This window comes from Amycolatopsis sp. MtRt-6, from assembly GCF_017308975.1.
Lineage (GTDB): Bacteria > Actinomycetota > Actinomycetes > Mycobacteriales > Pseudonocardiaceae > Amycolatopsis.
Map to the genome: position 1 here is coordinate 124,221 of NZ_JADWPD010000027.1, position 20,212 is coordinate 144,432.

At 65.9% G+C, this 20,212-nt stretch carries 23 protein-coding genes; 18 read left to right on the top strand and 5 right to left on the bottom strand.

Annotation, left to right across the window (positions count from 1 at the left end):
* Window positions 1–27: 27 nt before the first annotated feature.
* The gene (locus tag I4Q55_RS35600; protein WP_206794478.1) at window positions 28–399 is read right to left on the bottom strand and encodes a DUF742 domain-containing protein; all 372 of its coding nucleotides are present in this window, start codon (window positions 397–399) and stop codon (window positions 28–30) included.
* Window positions 400–1,465: 1,066 nt separating this feature from the next.
* Between I4Q55_RS35600 and I4Q55_RS50740 the strand changes: the two genes are divergently transcribed.
* The 14 genes from I4Q55_RS50740 (at window position 1,466) to I4Q55_RS49700 (ending at window position 14,304) form a co-directional block, all read left to right on the top strand.
* Window positions 1,466–2,869, top strand: a complete 1,404-nt coding sequence (locus tag I4Q55_RS50740; protein WP_206794480.1) for a 3'-5' exonuclease — start codon at window positions 1,466–1,468, stop codon at window positions 2,867–2,869.
* The gene (locus tag I4Q55_RS35610) at window positions 2,866–3,579 is read left to right on the top strand and encodes a DarT ssDNA thymidine ADP-ribosyltransferase family protein (protein ID WP_206794482.1); all 714 of its coding nucleotides are present in this window, start codon (window positions 2,866–2,868) and stop codon (window positions 3,577–3,579) included. Before I4Q55_RS50740 ends, I4Q55_RS35610 begins: the two co-directional genes overlap by 4 nt.
* Window positions 3,552–5,357: an ADP-ribosylglycohydrolase family protein gene (locus I4Q55_RS35615; RefSeq protein ID WP_242547354.1), complete on the top strand. Its 1,806-nt coding sequence runs from the start codon at window positions 3,552–3,554 to the stop codon at window positions 5,355–5,357. Before I4Q55_RS35610 ends, I4Q55_RS35615 begins: the two co-directional genes overlap by 28 nt.
* A 48-nt stretch (window positions 5,358–5,405) precedes the next feature.
* Entirely contained in the window at window positions 5,406–6,641 is a 1,236-nt protein-coding gene (locus tag I4Q55_RS35620) for a helix-turn-helix domain-containing protein (protein WP_206794486.1), read from the top strand.
* A 4-nt stretch (window positions 6,642–6,645) separates the two neighbouring features.
* Window positions 6,646–7,203 (top strand): flavoprotein, encoded by a 558-nt coding sequence (locus I4Q55_RS35625; RefSeq protein ID WP_206794488.1) that lies wholly within the window; start codon window positions 6,646–6,648, stop codon window positions 7,201–7,203.
* A 102-nt stretch (window positions 7,204–7,305) separates the two neighbouring features.
* Entirely contained in the window at window positions 7,306–7,578 is a 273-nt protein-coding gene (locus tag I4Q55_RS35630; RefSeq protein ID WP_034286343.1) for a hypothetical protein, read from the top strand.
* 35 nt (window positions 7,579–7,613) lie between these two features.
* Window positions 7,614–8,060 carry a hypothetical protein gene (locus I4Q55_RS35635; protein ID WP_206794490.1) on the top strand — a complete coding sequence of 149 codons (447 nt, stop codon included), beginning with the start codon at window positions 7,614–7,616 and terminating at the stop codon, window positions 8,058–8,060.
* A gap of 246 nt (window positions 8,061–8,306) precedes the next feature.
* Window positions 8,307–8,573: a hypothetical protein gene (locus I4Q55_RS35640; RefSeq protein WP_206794491.1), complete on the top strand. Its 267-nt coding sequence runs from the start codon at window positions 8,307–8,309 to the stop codon at window positions 8,571–8,573.
* Window positions 8,554–8,805 (top strand): AMED_5909 family protein, encoded by a 252-nt coding sequence (locus I4Q55_RS35645; RefSeq protein ID WP_206794493.1) that lies wholly within the window; start codon window positions 8,554–8,556, stop codon window positions 8,803–8,805. Before I4Q55_RS35640 ends, I4Q55_RS35645 begins: the two co-directional genes overlap by 20 nt.
* Before the next feature lie 335 nt (window positions 8,806–9,140).
* Window positions 9,141–10,694, top strand: coding sequence for an FtsK/SpoIIIE domain-containing protein (locus tag I4Q55_RS35650; protein ID WP_206794495.1), 1,554 nt, complete (start codon window positions 9,141–9,143; stop codon window positions 10,692–10,694).
* Window positions 10,691–11,077, top strand: coding sequence for a hypothetical protein (locus I4Q55_RS35655; protein WP_206794497.1), 387 nt, complete (start codon window positions 10,691–10,693; stop codon window positions 11,075–11,077). Before I4Q55_RS35650 ends, I4Q55_RS35655 begins: the two co-directional genes overlap by 4 nt.
* Window positions 11,077–12,672 (top strand): replication initiator, encoded by a 1,596-nt coding sequence (locus tag I4Q55_RS35660; protein WP_206794500.1) that lies wholly within the window; start codon window positions 11,077–11,079, stop codon window positions 12,670–12,672. Before I4Q55_RS35655 ends, I4Q55_RS35660 begins: the two co-directional genes overlap by 1 nt.
* 26 nt (window positions 12,673–12,698) lie before the next feature.
* Window positions 12,699–12,899, top strand: a complete 201-nt coding sequence (locus I4Q55_RS35665; RefSeq protein WP_374194512.1) for a helix-turn-helix transcriptional regulator — start codon at window positions 12,699–12,701, stop codon at window positions 12,897–12,899.
* A 94-nt stretch (window positions 12,900–12,993) separates the two neighbouring features.
* On the top strand, window positions 12,994–14,304 hold the full coding sequence (locus tag I4Q55_RS49700) for a tyrosine-type recombinase/integrase (protein ID WP_242547355.1): 1,311 nt from the start codon (window positions 12,994–12,996) through the stop codon (window positions 14,302–14,304).
* 38 nt (window positions 14,305–14,342) lie between these two features.
* On the opposite strand, the gene I4Q55_RS35680 is transcribed toward I4Q55_RS49700, so the two are convergent.
* Window positions 14,343–15,704 carry an NAD-dependent succinate-semialdehyde dehydrogenase gene (locus I4Q55_RS35680; protein WP_206794504.1) on the bottom strand — a complete coding sequence of 454 codons (1,362 nt, stop codon included), beginning with the start codon at window positions 15,702–15,704 and terminating at the stop codon, window positions 14,343–14,345.
* Between the two features lie 105 nt (window positions 15,705–15,809).
* On the opposite strand from I4Q55_RS35680, the gene I4Q55_RS35685 reads away from it, so the two are divergent.
* Window positions 15,810–16,244 carry a hypothetical protein gene (locus I4Q55_RS35685; RefSeq protein ID WP_206794506.1) on the top strand — a complete coding sequence of 145 codons (435 nt, stop codon included), beginning with the start codon at window positions 15,810–15,812 and terminating at the stop codon, window positions 16,242–16,244.
* Window positions 16,241–16,684, top strand: coding sequence for a hypothetical protein (locus tag I4Q55_RS35690; RefSeq protein ID WP_242547356.1), 444 nt, complete (start codon window positions 16,241–16,243; stop codon window positions 16,682–16,684). The genes I4Q55_RS35685 and I4Q55_RS35690 overlap by 4 nt, the downstream gene beginning before the upstream one ends.
* Here the strand turns inward: I4Q55_RS35690 and I4Q55_RS35695 are convergent.
* Both I4Q55_RS35695 and I4Q55_RS35700 read right to left on the bottom strand, forming a co-directional pair.
* Window positions 16,639–17,064, bottom strand: a complete 426-nt coding sequence (locus I4Q55_RS35695; RefSeq protein WP_374194513.1) for a L,D-transpeptidase — start codon at window positions 17,062–17,064, stop codon at window positions 16,639–16,641. The genes I4Q55_RS35690 and I4Q55_RS35695 overlap by 46 nt on opposite strands.
* 90 nt (window positions 17,065–17,154) lie before the next feature.
* Window positions 17,155–18,060, bottom strand: a complete 906-nt coding sequence (locus I4Q55_RS35700) for a hypothetical protein (protein ID WP_206794510.1) — start codon at window positions 18,058–18,060, stop codon at window positions 17,155–17,157.
* Between the two features lie 122 nt (window positions 18,061–18,182).
* Here I4Q55_RS35700 and I4Q55_RS35705 point away from each other — a divergent pair, with 122 nt between their 5' ends.
* Window positions 18,183–18,488, top strand: coding sequence for a hypothetical protein (locus I4Q55_RS35705; protein WP_206794513.1), 306 nt, complete (start codon window positions 18,183–18,185; stop codon window positions 18,486–18,488).
* 102 nt (window positions 18,489–18,590) lie between these two features.
* On the opposite strand, the gene I4Q55_RS35710 is transcribed toward I4Q55_RS35705, so the two are convergent.
* On the bottom strand, window positions 18,591–19,025 hold the full coding sequence (locus I4Q55_RS35710) for a hypothetical protein (RefSeq protein WP_206794515.1): 435 nt from the start codon (window positions 19,023–19,025) through the stop codon (window positions 18,591–18,593).
* Between the two features lie 297 nt (window positions 19,026–19,322).
* Here I4Q55_RS35710 and I4Q55_RS35715 point away from each other — a divergent pair, with 297 nt between their 5' ends.
* Window positions 19,323–20,198 (top strand): helix-turn-helix transcriptional regulator, encoded by an 876-nt coding sequence (locus tag I4Q55_RS35715; protein ID WP_206794517.1) that lies wholly within the window; start codon window positions 19,323–19,325, stop codon window positions 20,196–20,198.
* Window positions 20,199–20,212: the final 14 nt, after the last annotated feature.

Genomic DNA, 20,212 nt, shown 5'->3' on the forward strand with positions numbered 1-20,212 from the left:
CCCGGGGACAACGCTACCGGGCGGCGATCAGAGCCGGCTGAGGCCGTGGAGGATGCGCTTCATGAGGTCCATGTTCGGCCGGTTGCCGTTGCCCCGCTTCGCGGTGTGCACGGCGACGAGACCGCGATCGGCGAGGTCGGAGAGCAGAACGCGCGCCACCCCGAGCGGCAGCCGCCGCCGAGCGGCGACCTCGGCCACCGACTGCGAAGTGCAGCACAGCACGCAGATTTCCGACTCTTCCGCGGTGCTCCCGCGCGTCATGGCCCGCCCGCGCGCGGTGGTCGAGACCAGTGTCTCGACGGGAAGGTCGCGCGTCGGGCGCGTCCGGCCGTGGGTGCGGAAGTACGGACGAACGAGCCCCGCCGCCCCTCCGTCTTCGAGCGCGGTCCCCCAGTGCACAGCGAGCTCCTCACGGCGATTAATCCTTGTAGGCGATTATTCGACACCGTGATCGACTCCACCGCAATCGTCCGAACAGGCTAACGGACGGTAAACTGCAGGTCAGAGCAGCACCGTTGAGCGACACCACCCCGAGGGACGAAGGTCATCCAGCGGGATTATCAGAGTTCTGACAACTACGCCGCCGCCGGAGCGTCGCCCCCTGCAAGAAGGGTGCACCGAAGATGCTCGGCCAGACGGACGTCCCGAGCAACAAACCCGCAGGTCAGAGGCGTATAGGTTTCTTGTTCATGAACTATCCAGGCGGTCGGTGAGCCTGGGGGCGTTCTTGGGCACACCGCCTCTGACCTGCTCTTTTGCGTCTGTTGGGTCCGGTCGCGTCCGGGCCTGTCTGGACGTCTGACGGCCTGTAGACGGCCTGGCTCCTCGCTGCCCCTGTGCTCATCTGGCCTGGCGGCAGCCCTTCCCCGTCTTCCTCGTCCCTGCCGCTGTTAGCGCCGGAGGGCCGGTGTCAAGGGTGGGCGCTTGCGACCATCGCGCAGCGACGCCGTAGGCGCCCTTGATGGCGGTCGGCCGGTGTTAAACGATCGCCGACGAGGGAGCGGTCACCCGATCGTGACGCCGAACGGCGTAACACTGATCCACTCGACGACGTCTCTGGCCGTATGGGGACGAGTGGATCAACCAGCTCCCGGCGGCGCGCGTACGCGGCCGGCCCTCCGGCGGGCCGCCCTGCGACCGGCAGCCGGAGCGGAGCGGCAGGCCGTCCGTGTCGCATGCGGGCGGGCCCGCCGCACGGGTGGTGACGTGCGCGCCGCCGGCGGCGGCTTGATCCCATAGAGCCAAGTTCGGCAAGGTTCACCCTCCGCTCCGCAATGTCAGCGGTGGTGCGAGCGTTCCAGCCGCACTACGGGTAAGCTGCGCAAACTCCGAGGCGAGCGATGGACAGTTACGCGACGACCGAGAAGGACCTAGGGCGGTGACTCACAGTGTGTAGCGTTGGCCGTGCGACGAGCGACGTCAGAGACATGACCGACGCTCGCATGTCGACCTACCGGGAGTCCTAGTGGTTGCAAAGCCGACAACACTCACGCCTCGTGGACGCCAGTCAGATATCGTATATCTCCGGCCGGACCGACACCAAGTTGTCCTAGGCACTGCCGGCACAGGCAAATCGACGATGGCGATGCTGCGAGCCGCACATCTTGCACACCCGATTACTCCTGGCTCGGGACGCGTTCTTCTAGTTACATATAACAACACCCTAGTGACTTACCTTAAGTACTTAGCACCAGCCGTCGCCACAAATATTACCATCGAAACCTATGGCAAATTCGCGCGAGGCTATCTTGCAAGCGTAGGAAAGATGCCGTATTCGGGCGGAATCGCTTCCATCAATCAGCGAGAATCCTGGGTAAGCGCCGCAGTGCAGCGAGTGTCGGAAACCTATAACCCGTCAAACTTCTTCAAAAGAAAAGTCCGATTCTTTCTTGATGAACTCCAGTGGATAACTGGAATGGGAATCGAATCGTGTGACCAGTACATACAGGCAGACAGGATTGGACGAAAGAAACCTCTGACAGATAGCGCCAGACGAGCCGTTTGGAAGATCCTGGACGAGTACCGGCGAATCAGAGCCGAGAACCACGTCAAATATGACTGGTACGATATCGCAAGCAGCGTACGGACAGAGCTCGCGGGCGACAACCGTCCCAGGCATTACAAGCATGTGATAATTGACGAGGGTCAAGATCTATCGCCAGAAAGCATCCGATCCCTTGTAGCCACCGTACCCGAAAACGGTTCAGTATCTTTCTTTGGTGATTATCATCAGCAAATCTATGGGGAGGGGCTCTCTTGGCGGAGTTGCGGCTTGAATATTCGGTCAGTTCAACGATTTGCCAATAACTACAGAAACACGGCCGAGATCGCGCGTGTTGCAATCGCAATGAGTCAAATGCCGCATATGACCGGCGACTTAAATGATCTCGTAGAACCGATCGAGCCTAGCGCAGCAGGAGCACCACCCACTCTAGTCAAATGTAAGTCTGAACAAGCAGAACTGTCATTAATACAGCGACAAGCCGCTCAGTTCGCTAAATCAGGAACCGTGGCCGTGCTCGCGCGCACCTGGGCAGACGCGCGACGCGCTTGCGGATCCCTTCGCGTGCGCGAATTGGCGAAAGACCTCACCCATTGGGACGTTACGCCAGGAATCTACTGCGGCGCATACCACTCTGCCAAAGGCCTAGAATTCGACGCCGTCCTTATGCCTTTTTGCAACGATCAAACAGTACCCGACCCCGAGATCGTCGCCGCTTTCGGAAATGACGAAGCAGCTTCGCGCGAAGGACGACTCCTGTATGTGTCAGCAACACGAGCACGAACTGATCTGATAGTAAGTTTCACCGGGACTGTCACCCCACTGCTTCCTACCTCCACCGACATCTGGGCCAGGGTCGAATTATGAGCAAAACCGTTGCGGACGTAGTCGCAGACATCGGCCTGACCCGACTTGCCCACTTCACGCCGTCGAAGAACCTATTTCACATAGTCTCCGACGAGAGCATTCGCAGCAGTGTCGACTTGGCGAGAAACGCACAGGAGTTTTTCGATCCCACTGACATCGAGCGTTTTGACCAGCACCCTGAAATGATTTGCTGCAGCTTTCAGTTTCCTAACGCCTACTACCTTGACAGGGCACAAAAGAAACCTCAATTCGCGAACTATCCAGATTGGGTATGCCTGTTTTTGAACGTGTCTCTTCTGTCTCGTCAGGGCACGCTCTTTTGTGGATGCAACGCAGCAAAGGCGTACGGGGCATACCTAGAGCCAGGCCCCAAGGGACTCGAAAAATGCTATGCGCCTTCATCCGTAACGGGGTACCCACGCCAACCCCGACACCACCCCCTCGCAGCCACAGATCTACAGGCCGAAGCTTTGATACCCGGCCCGATCGATTTAACAGACATCCAAGGAATTGCCGTTCCGTCCGAAAGTCAGGCTCGCAACGAGTACGCGAGACTAGATATCGCCGGTCTCACGCCCGATAGATTCAAGTGGGTAATCGCACCAAAGCTATTCATGAAATACTCAATGCAAAGTAATCTCCATGCAGGACTGGAAGTCGAAGAAGAAAATTGGGTTCCGCTATGGCCCAACCAAGGAGGCGTAGCGTGAACCAAAATTCAGCACGGGACATTACATACCGGTCCGGCGGAATATTCCTCGGAGCAGCCGTCGGAGACGCACTTGGATGGCCACAAGAGCAACGCAGTGGAATAGTTGGCGGCAAATCCGCACGAGAAGTGGACCCAGAGCCTCGTTTTCGGGCTTGGAAAAGGTATACGGGAAGCCAATTTCTAAAATACGTTGAGAACGTCACCCCCGGAACATATAGTGACGACACTCAGCTCTTATGTGCCGTCGCCAGAAGCAACCTAAGCGACGACTGGTACTCGTGGCTAACAAAGCTTGAGTTGCCGTTCTGGTTGAACTACCAGCGCGGTGGAGGTGGCGCCACTATTCGAGCCGCCCGTGCGTGGTCGTCGGGACAACCGCCTTGGTCCCAAGCCGATCAGCCAAAAAACGCCAAGCGCAACCATCGGCTCGCATACTTTCAAGCGGGCGGCAACGGGGTCGCTATGCGTATCGCACCGCACGCGGTAGCAACAATATACGATAAACCAGACGAACTAGTCGCACGTGTAGTAAAAGATGGAATTACGACGCACGGCCATCCGCGTGCCCTGGTTGGTGCCGCCGTATTCGCTATCGCAGTTCGGCACCTCATTCTCCAGGAGGGAACTCTACAATATGGCGACCTCCTGAATTCTGTTATACATGAGCCATCCTGGCAGGAGGGCGGGACGGCGTTTCGCGATGTTCCTAGCGAATGGCTTTTGGCATACGAAGAGCAGCTGAATGAGTCTGCGAGCAATGCATGGGCTGGGGTCGTACGAGAGGTTTCCGCGCTGCTCGAAATCGGCAATCGATCGCTTGCCCAAGGCTCTCTGGCCGACGACCACGAGACGCTCAATGAATTGGGATGCTTCGATAAAGCGCGGAACGGATCCGGAACGATTACTGCAGCAGCATCTCTCTATCTGTCAGCTCGCTACGCGGCAAACCCAATGTCAGGAGTCGTGCGCGCCGCATTTTTACGCAACGCAGACACCGACACCCTTGCATCCATGGTCGGCTGCTTAATGGGCGCATTGCACGGAATTGACTGGATGGAGAAGCTGGCGCCGAGCGTTCAAGATTATCGATACATTTGGTCACTTTCCCTGCGATGTTCCCGAACCACACAGGGAACACTTGAACAAATCCCCTGGTCCGAGCAAACAAGCCGACCGACTAGCCGCGATCTTGAAGTGTGGCGCAGGCGTGTTACCTCAGGAGAACTGACGTCCGGCAGATTGCCCGATGGACGCGAGTTCACCGTGGTCAAATTGACCAACCTGGAGGGGCGCACCTCAGCCTTAACCCGGCGTGCGACCATCAATATCGAAGGAGGCCAAACCATCTTCGTTGACCGTTCCGAACGCTCCACGGACAGCAATGAAGAAGATGCCCTAATCAAAGAAGTGCGCCAAAATGCAATCTTGTCGAGCACTGCAACCACATCGGTATCACATATTTCACTCATCGTACGCGATTTGAAACGCTCCAAGCACTTGTACAGTGAGGTGCTTGGACTAAAGATTGAAGACCTGCCCTCAGGTGAAGTTGTCGTTAGCGACTACTTCCACCTGCGTCCTAGCAGCATAGAAGACGTCAACAAGCTGACTCCGCCTGTCTTAATTACAATCAAATCGACGGACTTCGATCAAACTGTTGAAAGCATCCGAAAATCGGATATCGCCGTACACGTCATCTGGGATACACGTCAAAAACGAAAAATTTGCCGCTTCAAAGATTTCGATGGATACGATGTTGTGATCCAGTCGAGGTAGAGCGTCGTGCATCCGCTCATCCTGGCCACCGGCTGATAGCCTTGGATCATGCGTGGTGCGGGTGACCAGCTCAGCATCGGTGAGCGGATCGCGTTCTACCGGCGGCGTCGTGGGCTGTCGCAGGCGGTGCTTGCTGACCTGGTGGGCCGTACCGAGGACTGGTTGAGCAAGATCGAGCGTGGCGAGCGTGACATCCGCCGGTTGGACGTGCTGGCTGACCTCGCGCGGGCGTTGCGGGTGACGCTGGGTGACCTGCTCGGCGAACCGGTGCTGATGGAGGAGCAGGACAAGCACGATGACGTCCCGGCGATCCGGGATGCGCTGATGGCTCCCCGCCGGCTGTCGCGGACGCTGTTCTCGTCGGCCATGTCGCCCGAGTACATCGACCCGCAACCTGTTCGGCAACTGGTGGAAGGTGCCTGGTCGAGCTACCAGAAAGGCGACCTGGGACGGGTCGTCACCGCGCTGCCTGGGCTGATCAAGACCACACAGGCGATGGAGGCGGCCTCGGCCGACGATGCCGGGTACAAGCGGGCCTGCGCGGCCATCTCGGCGCGAGTGCACCACCTGGCCGCGACGACGCTGAGCAAGATCGGTGAGGCTGACCTCGCCTGGATCGCGGCCGAACGCGCCATGCAGGCGGCGGACGACTCCGATGATCCGCTGGTCCTGGCCTCGGCTGCCCGCTCCGGCACTCACGCACTCCTGGCCGTAGGCCGGTTCGACGACGCGCTTGAGCTGGGCGATGTTGCGGCGAAGTGGCTGCTGCCGAGGATGGCCGAGAGTGATCCGGCCGCGCTGAGCTTGTACGGGATGCTCTACCTCCGTACCGCTGTCGCGGCGGCGCGACACCAGGACCGGACCACCGCGAACGACCTCCTCGGACACGCGAAAACCGCCGCTGACCAGCTGGGCGTAGATGCGAACTACTGGCAGACCGGGTTCGGGCCGGCCAACGTGGAACTCCACCGGCTGTCAGCCGCTCTGGACCTCGGCGACGTCAGCCAGGTGATCGAGACCGCGCCGCGCGTCAACGTCGACCACCTGCCGGTGGAACGCCAGGTCACGCACCTGATCGACTTCGCCCGGGCGCTGAGCCTGCTCGCCAAGGACGACGATGCGCTTCAAGTCCTTCTGCAGGCTGAGCGGAAGTCGCCGACCATCGTCCGGCACAACACCATGGTCCGGGAGGTCGTGCGGTCGATGTACCGACGTGCCCCGGCTACGGCTGGGAAGTCCTCGGCGTTGCTCGCGCTGGCTGAGCGTTGCGGCGCGGTGAGGTAGCCGCATGTCTCGTGTTCTTGGGCTGGTGGCCTCCGGGGCCGGCGGGGTCGAAGACCTGCTTCCGCGCCTGATCAAGCCTGCCCAGGACGCGGGCTGGACGGTCGCGGTCACCCTGACACCCACCGCCGGGCGGTGGCTGGCCGAGACCGGGCAGCTCGACGAGATCGAGCAGGCCACTGGCTACCCGGTGCGGGTCGAGCCCCGGTCGCCGTCGCAGAAGAGCCCCCACCCGGCCCCGAGCTGCTATCTGGTGGCGCCGGCCTCGGCGAACTTCGTCGCGAAGATGTCCCTCGGCATCGCCGACAATCAGGCGTTGACGCAGGTCAACCAGGCAATCGGGGCGCTGAACCTGCCGGTGATCGTGTTCCCGCGCGTCAACGCGGCCCACGCGCGTCAGCCGTTCTGGACCATGCACATCGAGAACCTGCGGCGCGTCGGCGTGGACCTGCTCTACGGTGACGACGTCTGGCCGCTGCACGAACCGCGGTCCGCTCCTGGCCGGGATCTGCCCTGGTCAGCCATGCTGGATGCGATCGAGAAGGCCGTTCCGGCCGACCGCTGAACCCACCCGGACAGTTTGTCCGGGTGATCTCTCCCACTCGGGTGTCTCCTGGTCCCAGCGCGCCCAATCGGACGCGCGGAAGCCGAGACATCGGGAGAGCACATGGGCATTCACGTGGTGATTCAGCCCCTCGTCGGATACGGCGCTGCCGTCGTGTCACCTTCCCCGGGAGTCCGCCAACTGGTGGCCGGGGGCGATGAAACCGCGATCATGATCCAGGTACCGGCTCGGATCGGCGGTCTGATGGACACCGCGCGCTTCGCGCGGAGCCTCGCCGTGGCCGCGAACGAGTTCGGCGAGTGGTGCGAGACGCAGAACCGCACGCGCACCTACTCCTCCCCTCTCGGCGACCAGTGGTCGGAAGAGCGCGACTAAGCGCCAGAAACCCATACAAGTAAAGGAAATTCAGCATGGCTATCGACAAGGGACACCGGTTCGGGATCGACTTCGACGACGCGTTCCCGCAGGGCTTGGTGATGGTGGGCGAAGTCTCGCCGGACAACGAGTACCAGTCGCGGGAGGACCGAGCAGCCAATCGCCCGGTGCGGCAGCGGGTCGACGAGGCGACCGGTAAGCGGCAGTGGAAGGTGATGGTCACCGACCCGGCGGAGACGCGGGCGAAGCGGGCCTCGTTCGAGATCACGCTTCTGGCTGACGTTCAGCCGGTGCCGACGACGTCGGAGGCGTTGCCGGGGATGCGGCCGATCGAGTTGGACGGGCTGACGGCGGAGCCGCGCGTGGCGGGGCAGGGTGAGTTCAAGTACCAGTCCTATGTGTTCCGTGCGACCGGGTTCAAGCAGGTCGCGAGCAAGGCATCTCGGTCCGGTGGGTCCGGTGAGACGGCGAAGGCGGCGTGACGGTGGTGGGCTTCCGCGAGCGGGTCGAGGCGTGGGAGCAGGCGTATCGGGACTACATGGCTGCGTGGGAGCACGGCCGTGCGGTGCTGTCGCCGGTGAGTGCGACGAACACGGCGAATGCTGCGAGGCGGGTGTCGCGGGCGTGGCACGAGCTGGCGCAGGCGCGTGGGTTGCCGTGGTGGTGTGTGGCGGCGTTGGAGTCGGCGGCCGAGGGGTTCGCCGACTTGGCCCGGGAGTGGGAACAGCATGACGGCGACGTGGGACGGGCTGGGGCTGCGGTGGACGGTCGGGGCGGGTACCGAGGTGGCGGTGGAGGAGACCGGGACGGGCGCATCGTGTCCGCCGGTTCTGGTGCTGGCTGGTGGGCTGTGCGTGGTGACGCTGGTGCCGCCGGAGGACCAGACCGCGTGGACGGGGTGCGTGGTGTTCCTGCGCCGGCTCCGCGACCACGCCGAGGAACTGGCGGTGCTGCTGGAAGCCCGCGCGGAGAGGCGTGATCGTGCGCAGGGGTGAGCCGAGGACGCTGCGGGAGGTCCACGAGGTGGTGATGGACCGCCGGCCGCCGAACGACGCGAATCCCTCGGTGTGGCTGGCTTTTCGGCTCGGCAACGCGCGGCTGTACAAGGCCGTCGCGGACGTAGACCGAGGTCATCACCACGAGGCGTTGTACTGGGCCGGATATGAGGAGCGGAAGGCGGGTGAGATCTCGGCGGAACTCCAGGCGGAAGGAATGCCCGCTGAGTAGTCGCATGTAGACGACCGAAAAGTCAACAGTAGTAGCGAAAAACGCACGCTATGACGTGTGGCGATGAAGCGCGTCCTGTTGCGGGTGCGTTTGATCCGTTAAGGCGCAGAAGCGGTGTCTGGCTACCAACCTTGCCGCTCCTGCGCTGTCCACCACCAGCGGAAGTGAACAATGACAACGCTAAACGACGACAACCGGCGAGCGTCAACGGGGGTCACCCGAACGCGCTGCGCCTCCTGCAAACGCTTCGCCAAACTCCTGCCCGGCGAGACCAAATGCGCTCCCTGCTCGGGGATGCTGCCCCTGGATCTGCGGGTGAAGCGGGGTGATCGGTGATGTCTCCCGGCTTCGCGGTGGTCGCCCTGGCCGGGCTGGGACTCGGCGTTTGGGTGCTGCACAAGATCGGCCGCGCGCTGGCATCGATCCTGGAAGCTCTGGCTGCGGCGGCCGTGGTGTTCGTCGCGCTGTGGTGGCTGTGCAAGGCAGTGGTCTGGATGCTCGCGCAGGTCGTGACCCGGTGGCGGACCAGCCTCACCGTGATCGCGGCCTACGCCTGGTGCCAATTGCTCGGCTGGCTCTCCCTGGCGCTCATCGCGGCCAGCATCGCGGTGCTCCTGGTGACGTGGTGGGCGATCGACGCCGTCTCATTCGACCAGTGGTGCTGGCGATTCGTGCGCTCCTGGTGGGCTCGGTGGGCGGTCTACGGGCGGAAGCTGCCGGAGTGGCTGCACGCCTGCGGCCTGTCGGTGCGGGACGAGGCGCTGCCGGTCGTGGTGAACGTGAACCTCGTCGGCCGTCGACGGGCCCTCTCCCGCTCGACGTCGAACCGGCCGAACGCGCGGCTGCCCAAGGTGCTCGGCGTTCGCTCGGGTGCCTCGTGGGATGAGGTGCGGGTGGAGCTGGTGGCCGGGCAGAAGCCTGAGGACTTCGACGACGCCGCCCGGGCCTTGGCCGTCGCACGGAAGGTTGCTCGCTGCCAGGTCCGCGAGCTGGCCCCCAACGTGGTGTCCATCGACTTCCAACGGCGTGACCTGCTCGCGGGAGGTGTGGCCGGCCCTCAGGTCCCGGACGGCGTCGACTCGACCGGTGTGGACTTGCGCAATGTCTGGGCGGGCCGAACTGAGTACGGGCGCGACTGGCGAGTCCCGCTTCTAGGCTCCGGTGCCCACTGCTTGACCGCCGGTGCCTCGGGTGCGGGCAAGAACTCCGTGATGTGGTGCCCGCTGGTTGCGGCGGCCTCGGCGATCCGCGCTGGGGTGGTGCGCATGTCCGGCATCGACCCGAAGGGCATGGAACTGGCCTACGGGCGCGGAATCTTCGCCCGCTATGCCGTGGGCGGTAAGGACGCGGTTGAACTGCTTGACGGCCTGGTGGAGGAGATGGAATCCCGCAAGCGGGCCTTCGCCGGTCGACTCCGGACTATCCCAGTGTCCACGGAGTATCCCTTGGAATTGTTGGAGTTCGACGAGATCGGCGCGCTCACGAAGTACACCGACCGCAAGACCCGTGAGGCCATTGTGGAGCGCGTCGCCCTGCTGACCACTCAGGGGCGGGCGCTCGGGATCTCGGTCCGTGGCTACGTGCAGGAGCCCACCAAGGACACCGTCCCGGTGCGGGAGCTGTTCACCCGTCGGGTGTGCCTGCGCGTGACCTCCAAGACGCACGTCGGGATGGTCCTCGGTGATGGCGCGTATGAGCGCGGGGCGTGGGCGAACCGCATCGGCGACTCGGAGGCCGGCGTGGGCTACGTGTGGGGCGAGGGCATCCGCGAGCCGCTGCGTATCCGCGCCGGGTGGGTCTCTGACTCCACGGTGAAGGCGCTGGAGGCGTACGTGACCAACGGGGGTGTCGCGGATCTGCGACACGGCGGTGAGGGGGTGGCCGCGTGAACCGGCTGATGATCTTCCTCGACGCCATCCGCGATCACCTGGACTCCCACCAGCTGCCGCCGGTCGCCACGGTCGATATCAACGCTTGGTCGAGCCCGATCAAGGTCCAGCTCGACGCGGATGGCCTGCCCGAGGTTTCGCGGGCGCTGATGGTGTGGGCGCACACGCTCGACGACGTCTCGGCCCAGTTGTGGCGGCTGCGGGAGGGGAGGTGGGTGCATCTGTCGATCACCGGCCGGACGCCCTGCGGCATCCCTGTCGTGGTGTTCGGCGTGGTTCCGTTCGAGCCGAGCACGTTCCCTGACCTCCCGGCTGGGGCGAAGCAGGACATGCCGGTGTTCCTGCTGCGCGGCTGGTCCTCGCCGGGGGAGGTGGCGGCCTGATGAGCGAGACACGCATGGAGCGAATGCGGACCCCGCTCGCGGCCGACGTGATACGGGCGACGGCGGAGAAGCACGGCGTCTGCGTCCGCCCGTTCACGATGGAGGTCGGCGACACCACCACCGGCGAACTCCGTTACGTCCCGGTGCCCTGCGGCTCCACGGTGGAATCGGTGTGCCTGCCTTGTGCGCGGAAGGCAAAGGCGCTGCGGCAGGCCCAGTGCCGAGAGGGCTGGCACCTGACCGAAGAACCCAACCTGACCGCTGAGCCGCCTTCGGAGGACCACAAAGAGCTGCTGACCTACCGGGCGGACCTGGTGGCGGCCTACCGAGAGGTGGTCGACCAGGACCAGGCGGAGGCCGAAGAGCTGCGGGAGGAGATCGCCGGGGTTGATGCGGAACTTCGGCAACTCGGGATGCGGGGCCGGCTGCCCGCACTCGACGTCCCGACCAAGCGAGCGGTGAAGCGCTCGACCCGTCGGAGGCAGGACGCGCCGAACCTGCCTCGCCGGAAGGTCGCGAAGACCACGGTCGGGCGGGAGTTCGCGGGGAAGTTCCGGCCGTCGATGTTCGTGACGCTGACCTGCGACAGCTATGGGCCGGTCCGTGGGGACGGCTCGCCGGTCGACCCATCCCGGTATGACTACCGGCGGGCGGCTCGGGATGCGGTGCACTTCTCCGCGCTGGTGGACCGGTGGTGGCAGAACCTGCGCCGGGTCGTCGGGTGGGACGCCCAGTACTTCGCCACTGTCGAGCCCCAGCGTCGGGCCGCTCCGCACCTGCACGCGGCTATTCGGGGCTCGGTGCCGCACGACGTGATCCGTCAGGTCACCGAAGCCACCTACCACCAGGTCTGGTGGCCGGCGCATGACGAGATCGTCTACGTCGACCGGCGCCCGGTCTGGGACGGTCCGGAGGCCGGGTTCGTCGATCCGGAGACGCGTCAACCGCTGACCCGGTGGGACGACGCGGTCGAGGCCGTCGAGCACCCGGCGCACGTCGTCCGGTTCGGTCGGCAGGTGCATTCGAAGGGCATCCTCGGCGGCACCGACGAGGCCGGCCGCCACATCGGCTACCTGACCAAGTACCTCACGAAATCCACGGGTGAGGTGGTCGAGGCGGACAGCGCGGCCCCGGCCGATCACCACGACCGGCTGCACGCCGAGCTGTCGGTCACTCCGTGCTCGCCGCGCTGCGCGGTCTGGCTGCTCTACGGCGTCCAGCCCAAGGGCGTCACGGGCAAGACCACCCCCGGGCACTGCAAGGGCCGCGCTCACCGGCGGACCACGCTCGGGCTGCCCGGCCGCCGTGTCCTGGTGTCCCGGAAGTGGTCGGGCAAGACGCTCGTCGACCACAAGGCCGACCGGCGGGCCTTCGTGCTGCAAGCACTCGCGGAGGTCGGGATCGAGAAGCCGGAGGCCGACCGGTCACAGCAGGTCTGGCGCAAGGTCGAGCCCGGAGACCCGCAGGTCCCGCCCCGGCCGCACCTGGTGATGCGGGCGATCGCGGAACGGATCACGTGGAAAGCCGAGTACGACCGGGCGCTACTGGCGGCGGAGAGACCTCCAGAAACTTCGGCAACTGGACTCGCGGCATGACAAAGGGGGAAGCAATGGAAGCACGCGTGAAGGTCGTCAGCGTCGAGGGACTGTGGACTCCAGATGATCTGGGCACGTTCCTCGGCATTCCTGTGAAAACGCTGCGGGACTGGCGTTTCAAGGGCTACGGCCCGCAGTGGCTGCGACTGGGAAAGCACGTTCGGTACGACCCGGAGACGGTGCGCCAGTGGATCGACAACCTGAACGGATCGACAGAAGCCGCATAGCGGTCAACAACCCACGACGAGGACTTACCCCATGCCTCAACCAAGAGGCATGGGGTAGGCGAGTTCTCCCATACAGCAAGAGAAAGGCGAGTTCATGAAAGGCCACGTGCAAGACAGGTGGTGGCGGCAAAAGAAGGACGCGGAAGGTAAGCCGGTCTTCAATGCCAAGGGTCACCCGGTCCGCGAGAAGACTGAACTGTTCGGCAAAGGCGACCGGTACAAGGTCCGCTACTACGACCCCGAGGGCAACGAACGGAGCAAGTCCTTTCCGGACAAGCAACTCACGAAGGCCAAGACCTTCCTGACCAAGATGCAACACGACGTGCTCGCCGGTGAGTACATCTCGGCTGAGTCCGGCGAAGAGAAGTTCCGCGATTACACGGCCCAGTGGCGCAAGGGTCAGTCCGCCGACGCGGGGACTCGGCAGACCGTGAGCAATCATCTGAAGACCGGGATCTTCCCGTTCCTCGGGGACAAGCCGCTCAAGGTGGCTGCGAAGACCGACACCATTCGCGACTGGCTCGACTGGTTGGAACGGCCGAAGAGCGAAGGCGGTCGCGGCCTGATGGCGTCCACCCGCGCGGTGCTCTTCGACACCGTCTCGGCCATCCTCCAGGCGGCCTACGAGGACAAGAAGATCCGGGCGAACCCGTGCCGGGCGAAGAGCGTCAAGCGGCCCAAGCCCGTCCAGCGGAAGGTCATCCCGTGGCCGGACAGCCGGGTCCGCGCGGTGCGGCTCGCCCTGCCCGCCGAGTACACCGTCACAGTGCCGCTCGGCGCCGGTCTCGGGCTACGACAGATGGAGATCTTCGGGTTCAGCCCGGACGATGTCGACCGGGACGAAATGATCGTCAACGTTCAGCGTCAGATCCGGTGGATCGGCACTCAGCCGGTGTTCTCGCCGCCCAAGGGTGGCAAGACGCGTGTGGTGCCGCTCGGGCAAGGCGTGCTCGACGACATCGACGACTACATGGCCTCCTTCGAGCCCGTCACGCTGACGCTCCCCTGGCTCGAACCAGGCGGCCGGCCCGAGACCGTGCGCGTTCTGATCGCCAGGACGACCAAGCGCAGCGTCTACGCGGGGCAGCCGATCAGGAACGTGATCAAGGGTGCCAATTTCACGTACCACGTCTGGCGGCCAGCCTTCGCGAGCGCGGGACTGGACTACGTCGAACGCCGGGACGGGATGCACGCCATGCGCCACTTCTTCGCCTCCACGATGCTCGCCAACGGCGTGTCGATCAAGGAGGTCGCGGAGTACCTCGGCCACCACGACCCGGGATACACGCTCCGGATCTACACCCACCTCGTCCCGTCGAGCCACAAGCGGGCTCGGGCGGCGACCAACCGGGTGTTCAAGCCCCGCCGCCCGCCGCAGACGGCCCAGGATTCCGTGACGGCCTGACGACGGCCTGGCGGAACCAAAAGCAACAAAACAGCAGGTCAGAGGCGTATCGGCTTCTTGTTCATGAACTCCTCGATCCCCAGCGGCCCCAGCTCCCGCCCGATCCCCGACCGCTTGATCCCGCCGAACGGCAGGTCCGCCTCCGAACCGCCCGACTTGTTGACGTACACCATCCCCGCCTCGATCTCCCTCGCCACCCGGGCCGCGCGGGCCCGGTCCGTGGCGAACACGCTTGCGCCCAAGCCGAACGGGGTGTCGTTCGCCAGCTTCACCGCCTCCACTTCCGATGACGCCCGGAACACCAGGGCCACCGGGCCGAAGATCTCCTCGTGGTACGCCGCCATCTCCGGTGTCACGTCCGTCAGGACCGTTGCCTCCACATACGCGCCCGGGCCTGGGACTCGGTGGCCGCCCGCCCGGAGGGTTGCCCCCGCTCGGATTGCCGTCTCTATCTGGGCCGCCACCTCGTCCGCCGCCGCGCGGGAGGCCAATGGGGGCAGCGTTGTCGCTGGGTCTGCCGGGTCGCCTGGGACGTAGTACTCCGTCACGCGCTTGGCGAAGCGGTCGACGAACTCCTCGTACAGCTCGCCCAGCACGATGATGCGCTTCGGCGCGTTGCACGACTGGCCGCAGTTGCGCATCCGGGCCGTGGCCGTCACCTTGACCGTTTCGTCCAGGTCTTCCGTGTCCAGCACGATCAGCGGGTCGGAACCGCCCAGCTCCAGGACGCACTTCTTCAGGTTGCGGCCGGCTTCGGCCGCCACCGAAATGCCCGCCTGCTCGCTGCCCGTCAGCGACACCCCGACCAGCCGCGGGTCCGCCAGCATCCACGGCACCTGCCTGCTCGAGGCGAACACGTTCACGTAGACGTCCGGCGGCACGCCGGCGTCGCGCAGCACCCCCTCGATCGCCGCCGCCGAACGGGGGCAGATCGAGGCGTGCTTGAGGAGGATCGTGTTGCCCAGCACCAGGTTGGGCGCCACGAACCGAGCCACCTGGTAGCACGGGAAGTTCCACGGCATGACACCCAGCAGCGCCCCGATCGGCTCCTTCGTCAGCACCGCCTCGCCGCCGCGGATGGCCAGGGGCTCGTCGGCCAGCAGGTCCGGGCCGCGTTCGCCGTAGTAGCGGAAGATGTCGACCACGACGCCGACCTCGCCGCGGCCTTCGTTGATCCGCTTCCCCATCTCCAGGGTCATGATCGCCGCGAGCTCGTCGGCGCGCTCGGCGAACAGCTCCGCCGCACGCAGCACGATCGCCGCACGCTCGGCGACCGGCCGGGCCCGCCAGGCCGCGTACCCGTGATGCACCCGTTCGATCGCCGCGCGGACCTCCTCGTCGGCCGCATTCGGGATTTCGTCGACCAGCTCGCCCGTCGCCGGGTTGGTGACTGTATACAAAACGGCCTCCTCTACCAGTCTACTGGATACTGTATACACTATGTGAGTCGTGATCGGCACCCGCGCGGCGGTACCCGTCGCCGCTTGATCGACTATCGTTCCCCCATGACGCTGGAACTCGCCGGCGGACCCGATTTCGCCGCGCAGGCACCGAAAACCGCCCGCTGGACCCGGCAGTACACCGCCGGCGCGGTCACCTTCGGCTGCCCCGCCCGCACGTCGGAGCGCACTCCGCGGGTGTGGAGCGGACGCGGTCTCGGCCTGCCCGAGGCCGAACTGACGGGCTTCGCCGCGCAACTGCGTCGCGTCATGAAGCACGAGGCCTACTGGCTCGCCCGAGACCCTGAAGCGGGTGACGCGGCGATCTGGTCACCCGGCCGCTACGACGACGAAGACGGCTTCGTCTACTTCGCCGGCCCTTGCACCCACGGCGGCCCGTGGCCTGGTTACCGGCCGGCGCGGACATTCACCATCGCGCTCCCCCACGTCCGCGGCCTGCGGATCCGGGTGGCGGCGTACCTGGCTCCCCGAAACGGATGAACCCGGCACGGGCCGGCGCCGTTGCCGCCGTGGTCAGCGGTATACCGTCGACCGTACACGCGCTCCTCACCGGCGGTGACGTCCTGGCCGCCACCCGCGCGGCGGGCACCCTGCTGCCGGGACGGCGCCACCGGCCCGGCGTCGCCGCCGGGCTGATCGCGCACCTCGTCGTCTCCGCCGCGTGGACCGGCGTGCTCGCCGCGGTCTCTCGGCGCCACCGGCTCGGCGCCGGCGGCGGCGCGGTCGCCGGGCTGGCCATCGCGGCGCTGGACCTCGGGATCGCGGCCCGCGCGTACCCCGCCGTACGGGCGTTGCCGCGCGGGCCGCAGATCCTGGACCACCTGGTGTTCGGCGCCGTCACCGGCGTGCTGCTCGACCGTCCACATCAGACGGATCAGCGCACGACCTCGACGACGTCACCGGGGTGCAGCGAGTTGTAGAACTTCACCGCGGCGGCGCGCGAAAGGTGCACGCACCCGTGGGACTTGACCTTCAGGCTGCCCTGGTGGAACGCGACTCCGGTGGTGGTGAAGAACACCGAGTACGGCATCGGCCCGTTGTACTGCTTGCTGTAGTGGTCGATGTCCTTGTACTGCACGTGGAACTTGCCCAGCGGAGTCGGGTACTTCGCCATCCCCACGGTGATCGGGACGCCGCCGTAGGTGACGTTCCCGGCGCCGTCGGTCAGCCACGCGGTATTCGAACTGCGCTGGACGCAGGCCTTCGCTTCGGCACTGCACGGCGTGCCCGCCGCCTCGGCCGTTCCCGCGAACGCCACGGTCCCCGCCATCGCGGCGACCCCGCCCAGAAGTGCGATCATCCTCCGGTTCATCGTGTGCCTCCCGTTGTCGTTCGGCTACACAAAGAGAATGCCCACTCGGGCGATCTTCGAACCCGGGGAACCGGCGAATCAGTTCTGCGGCTGCGAAAGCCCCAGGAACTCGGCCTGTTCGCGGTCGTAGCGGCGGGTCAGGCCGTTGCCGTAGCGGTCCCACCAGTTCTGCGTGTGCCCGCCCTGGGTGGTCGTCGTGCCGCCGTAGACCTGGCGGTCGTATTCGATGCGGGCGTCCCGGAACTCCTGCTGGAACTGCTCCGGCGTCAGCCCCTGGACGTGCTGGACGGCCGCGTCGCTCAGCGTGCGCGAGCTCCGCACGATGTCCTCGCCCGCCATGTGGTTGAGGATCGCGCGAACGCCGCCGGCCCCGCGCATGTGGGCGCCGGACATGATCGCCGCCTGCGTGCCGGGATCGGTGAAGTTGAGCGCGCCCGCCGTGCGCGCGTTCGCGGTCATCAGGTCGGCGACGACCGCGCGTTCCTCGGCGCTGCCGATGCCGTACTGCTCGCGCGCGGCGATGATCCGGTCGTAGCCGTTGTGCATGTTCTGCCGGAAACCGTAGGCCTCGGGCACCCCGCCCTGCTCCCCGGTCGCGCCTTCGGACCGCATGATCGAGTCGACGACGCGGGGGTCGAGCTGCTGCGGCGCGGCGGCCGCGGCGGCACCCCCGCCCTGCCCACCGCCGCCATAGGCCTGGGCGACGTCGGAGTCGGCGGCGCGGTAGCCGTCCGCGGCCGTCTGGACGTTCTGGTTCACGTTCACCAGCAGGCGCAGGAGTTTCTGCAGCGCGCTGCCGAGCGTCGTGTGCAGGGCGGCGTTCGCGGCCGCGACCCCGCTGCCGATCCCGGCGAACGACAACGCGTCCAGCACCAGGCCTTCCAGGTCGCGCGTGGCCGACAGGAAGGACGACCCGACGTCTTCGACCGTCCTGACGACCGTTCCCATCTCGGCCGTTTCGGCGCGGTAGGCCCCGGCACTCATGGTCTGCTCCCTCCGGACACCGGCTGTGCGCGTCGAGAATCCCCCGCCGCGACGGCCGGGCCCACGGCCGAATTACCCACTGGTCGCGGCAGGACTGCCCACAACGGCGCTAAGGTCGGGAGATGAGCAAACCCGACGGCGACCCGAACGTGGTCGAGGGCGAGATCGTCGACGACACTCCCACCGCGGCACTGGCGATCCCGTCGCCGCCGCTGCCGGAAGCCGACTACAGCGAAGGTGGCGTGCCCAGCTTCGACTTCGTCCGCGACAAGATCGAGAACCGCTACACGACGTCGCTCGGCGCGACCGAGGTCGCCGGCCTCGGCACCGAGAACACGGCCGAGGCCCTCGACAAGAAGATCGCCGACCGCGACCAGGCGGCCAAGGACCGGCTGGCCGAGATCCGCCGCTCGATGCGCGGCGAGTGAGCCGGCGACGAACGAGCGCGCGACCGGAGAGCCCCCGCGCCGAGTGAGCCGCGGCCGGCGAGTCAGCGCCGCACCTCTCCCGCCGAGCGCGCTGCCGCGCCGTCACGTCCGGCGCGCGGGGCTCGTCCCGCACTCCGGTGCCCCGCTGCCGCGCAGGAAGTGCGCGGCCGCGTAACCGGTGCGCCCGGCGGCGTTGCCGCGCAGCCAGCGGTCGTCGCCGGATGCCGGTGTGCCGTGCGTCCAGCACTCCGCCTCGAACCTGCCGCCCTCCGCTATCCAGCCGACCCGTCGGCACGTGATGGCCGCGCAGGACCGGATGTTGAGGCCGCTCTTCCCTGTCCCGGCGACGACGTACGGTGTCGGCGCGGTGCGTGCGAGCGGGTCGCTGCCGCCCCCGGTGGGGTTCGGCGGCGACGTTCCGGATGAGCCGGCCGGGCCCGTTGCGAGGCCGCCGAGCAGCAGGAAGAGCAGGACGGCCGCGAAGGCGGTGGCGGCCAGCACCCGGACGAGCACACCCGGTCTCAGCACGACGAACATGGCGGTTCCTTCCCCTCGCTGCCGTCCGCCGGGCCGGGTCCGGTGCTGCCGCAGTCGTTCACCTGCGTCGGGCCTGGCTCCGGCCTCGTCCTGCAAGTGACACTCCGGGATAGGCCGTTTTGCAATTCTCACGGAGAGATCCCAGAATGCTCTACCCGTTCGGCGCAACACGCCTTCGACCGGCCAAAACCCCAGCCGGAAGAGACGGTGGTGAGCGGAAGGAGTATGGTCGCGGCGCGATGGGAAACCCACGAACCGAGTTCCCATCCCCGACGGCCCACGCCAGAACGAGGTTCCATGGCCCCCACGCAAGGACCGATCGTGCCGCGCCGCCGGATCGCGGACACGCTCCGGCGCCTGCGTGACAAGTCCGGCCGCACCCTCGAAGACGTCGCCGAGGCGCTGCTGATCTCGACTTCAAAACTGTCCCGGCTCGAGAACGCCCAAGGCAGCCCGCAGGCCAGGGACGTCCGCGACCTGATCCGCTTCTACCGCATCGAGAACACGCAGCTGGCCGAGCAGCTGATGCGCTGGGTGAAGGCGTCCGGGCGGCAGGGCTGGTGGACCGACTACTCGCAGACCACGGCGACCCCGGGGCTCGACGCCCACCTCGCGTACGAGTCCGAAGCGACGGTCGCGCGGATCTACACGATCCCGCTGCTGCCGGTGCTCCTGCAGACCCCCGACTACGCCCGCGCCCAGTACTCGACGCACGAGCCGTGGTGGTCGGCCGAGGAGGTCGATCGGCTCGTCGACCTGCGGGAGCACCGCAAGCATGTCCTCGCCGAACGTGAGGACATGGAGCCGCTGCGGCTGGTCGCGGTGACCCACGAGTCCGCCCTGCGGCAGTTCGTCGGCTCCCGCGAGATCATGCGCGCCCAGCTCGACCACCTGGTCGAACGATCCACCGCGCCGAACGTCGAGCTGCGCGTCTTCCCCTTCGCCCAGCCTCCGCTGTTCTCGATGAGCTGCATGTACGCCTACTTCGAGTTCGAGAACGAGCTCGACCGCGACATCGTGCACATCGAAACCCACGCCGGGTTCCGGCACATCGAGACCGCCAAGACGGTCGAGCACTACCGCGGCTACCACGACGCTCTCGTGGCCGCCTCGCTGGAGCCCGACGAAAGCCGCGCGCTGATCCGCGAAATCCAGACCGCGCAGTTCGGCTGATCCCCTTCCCTTCA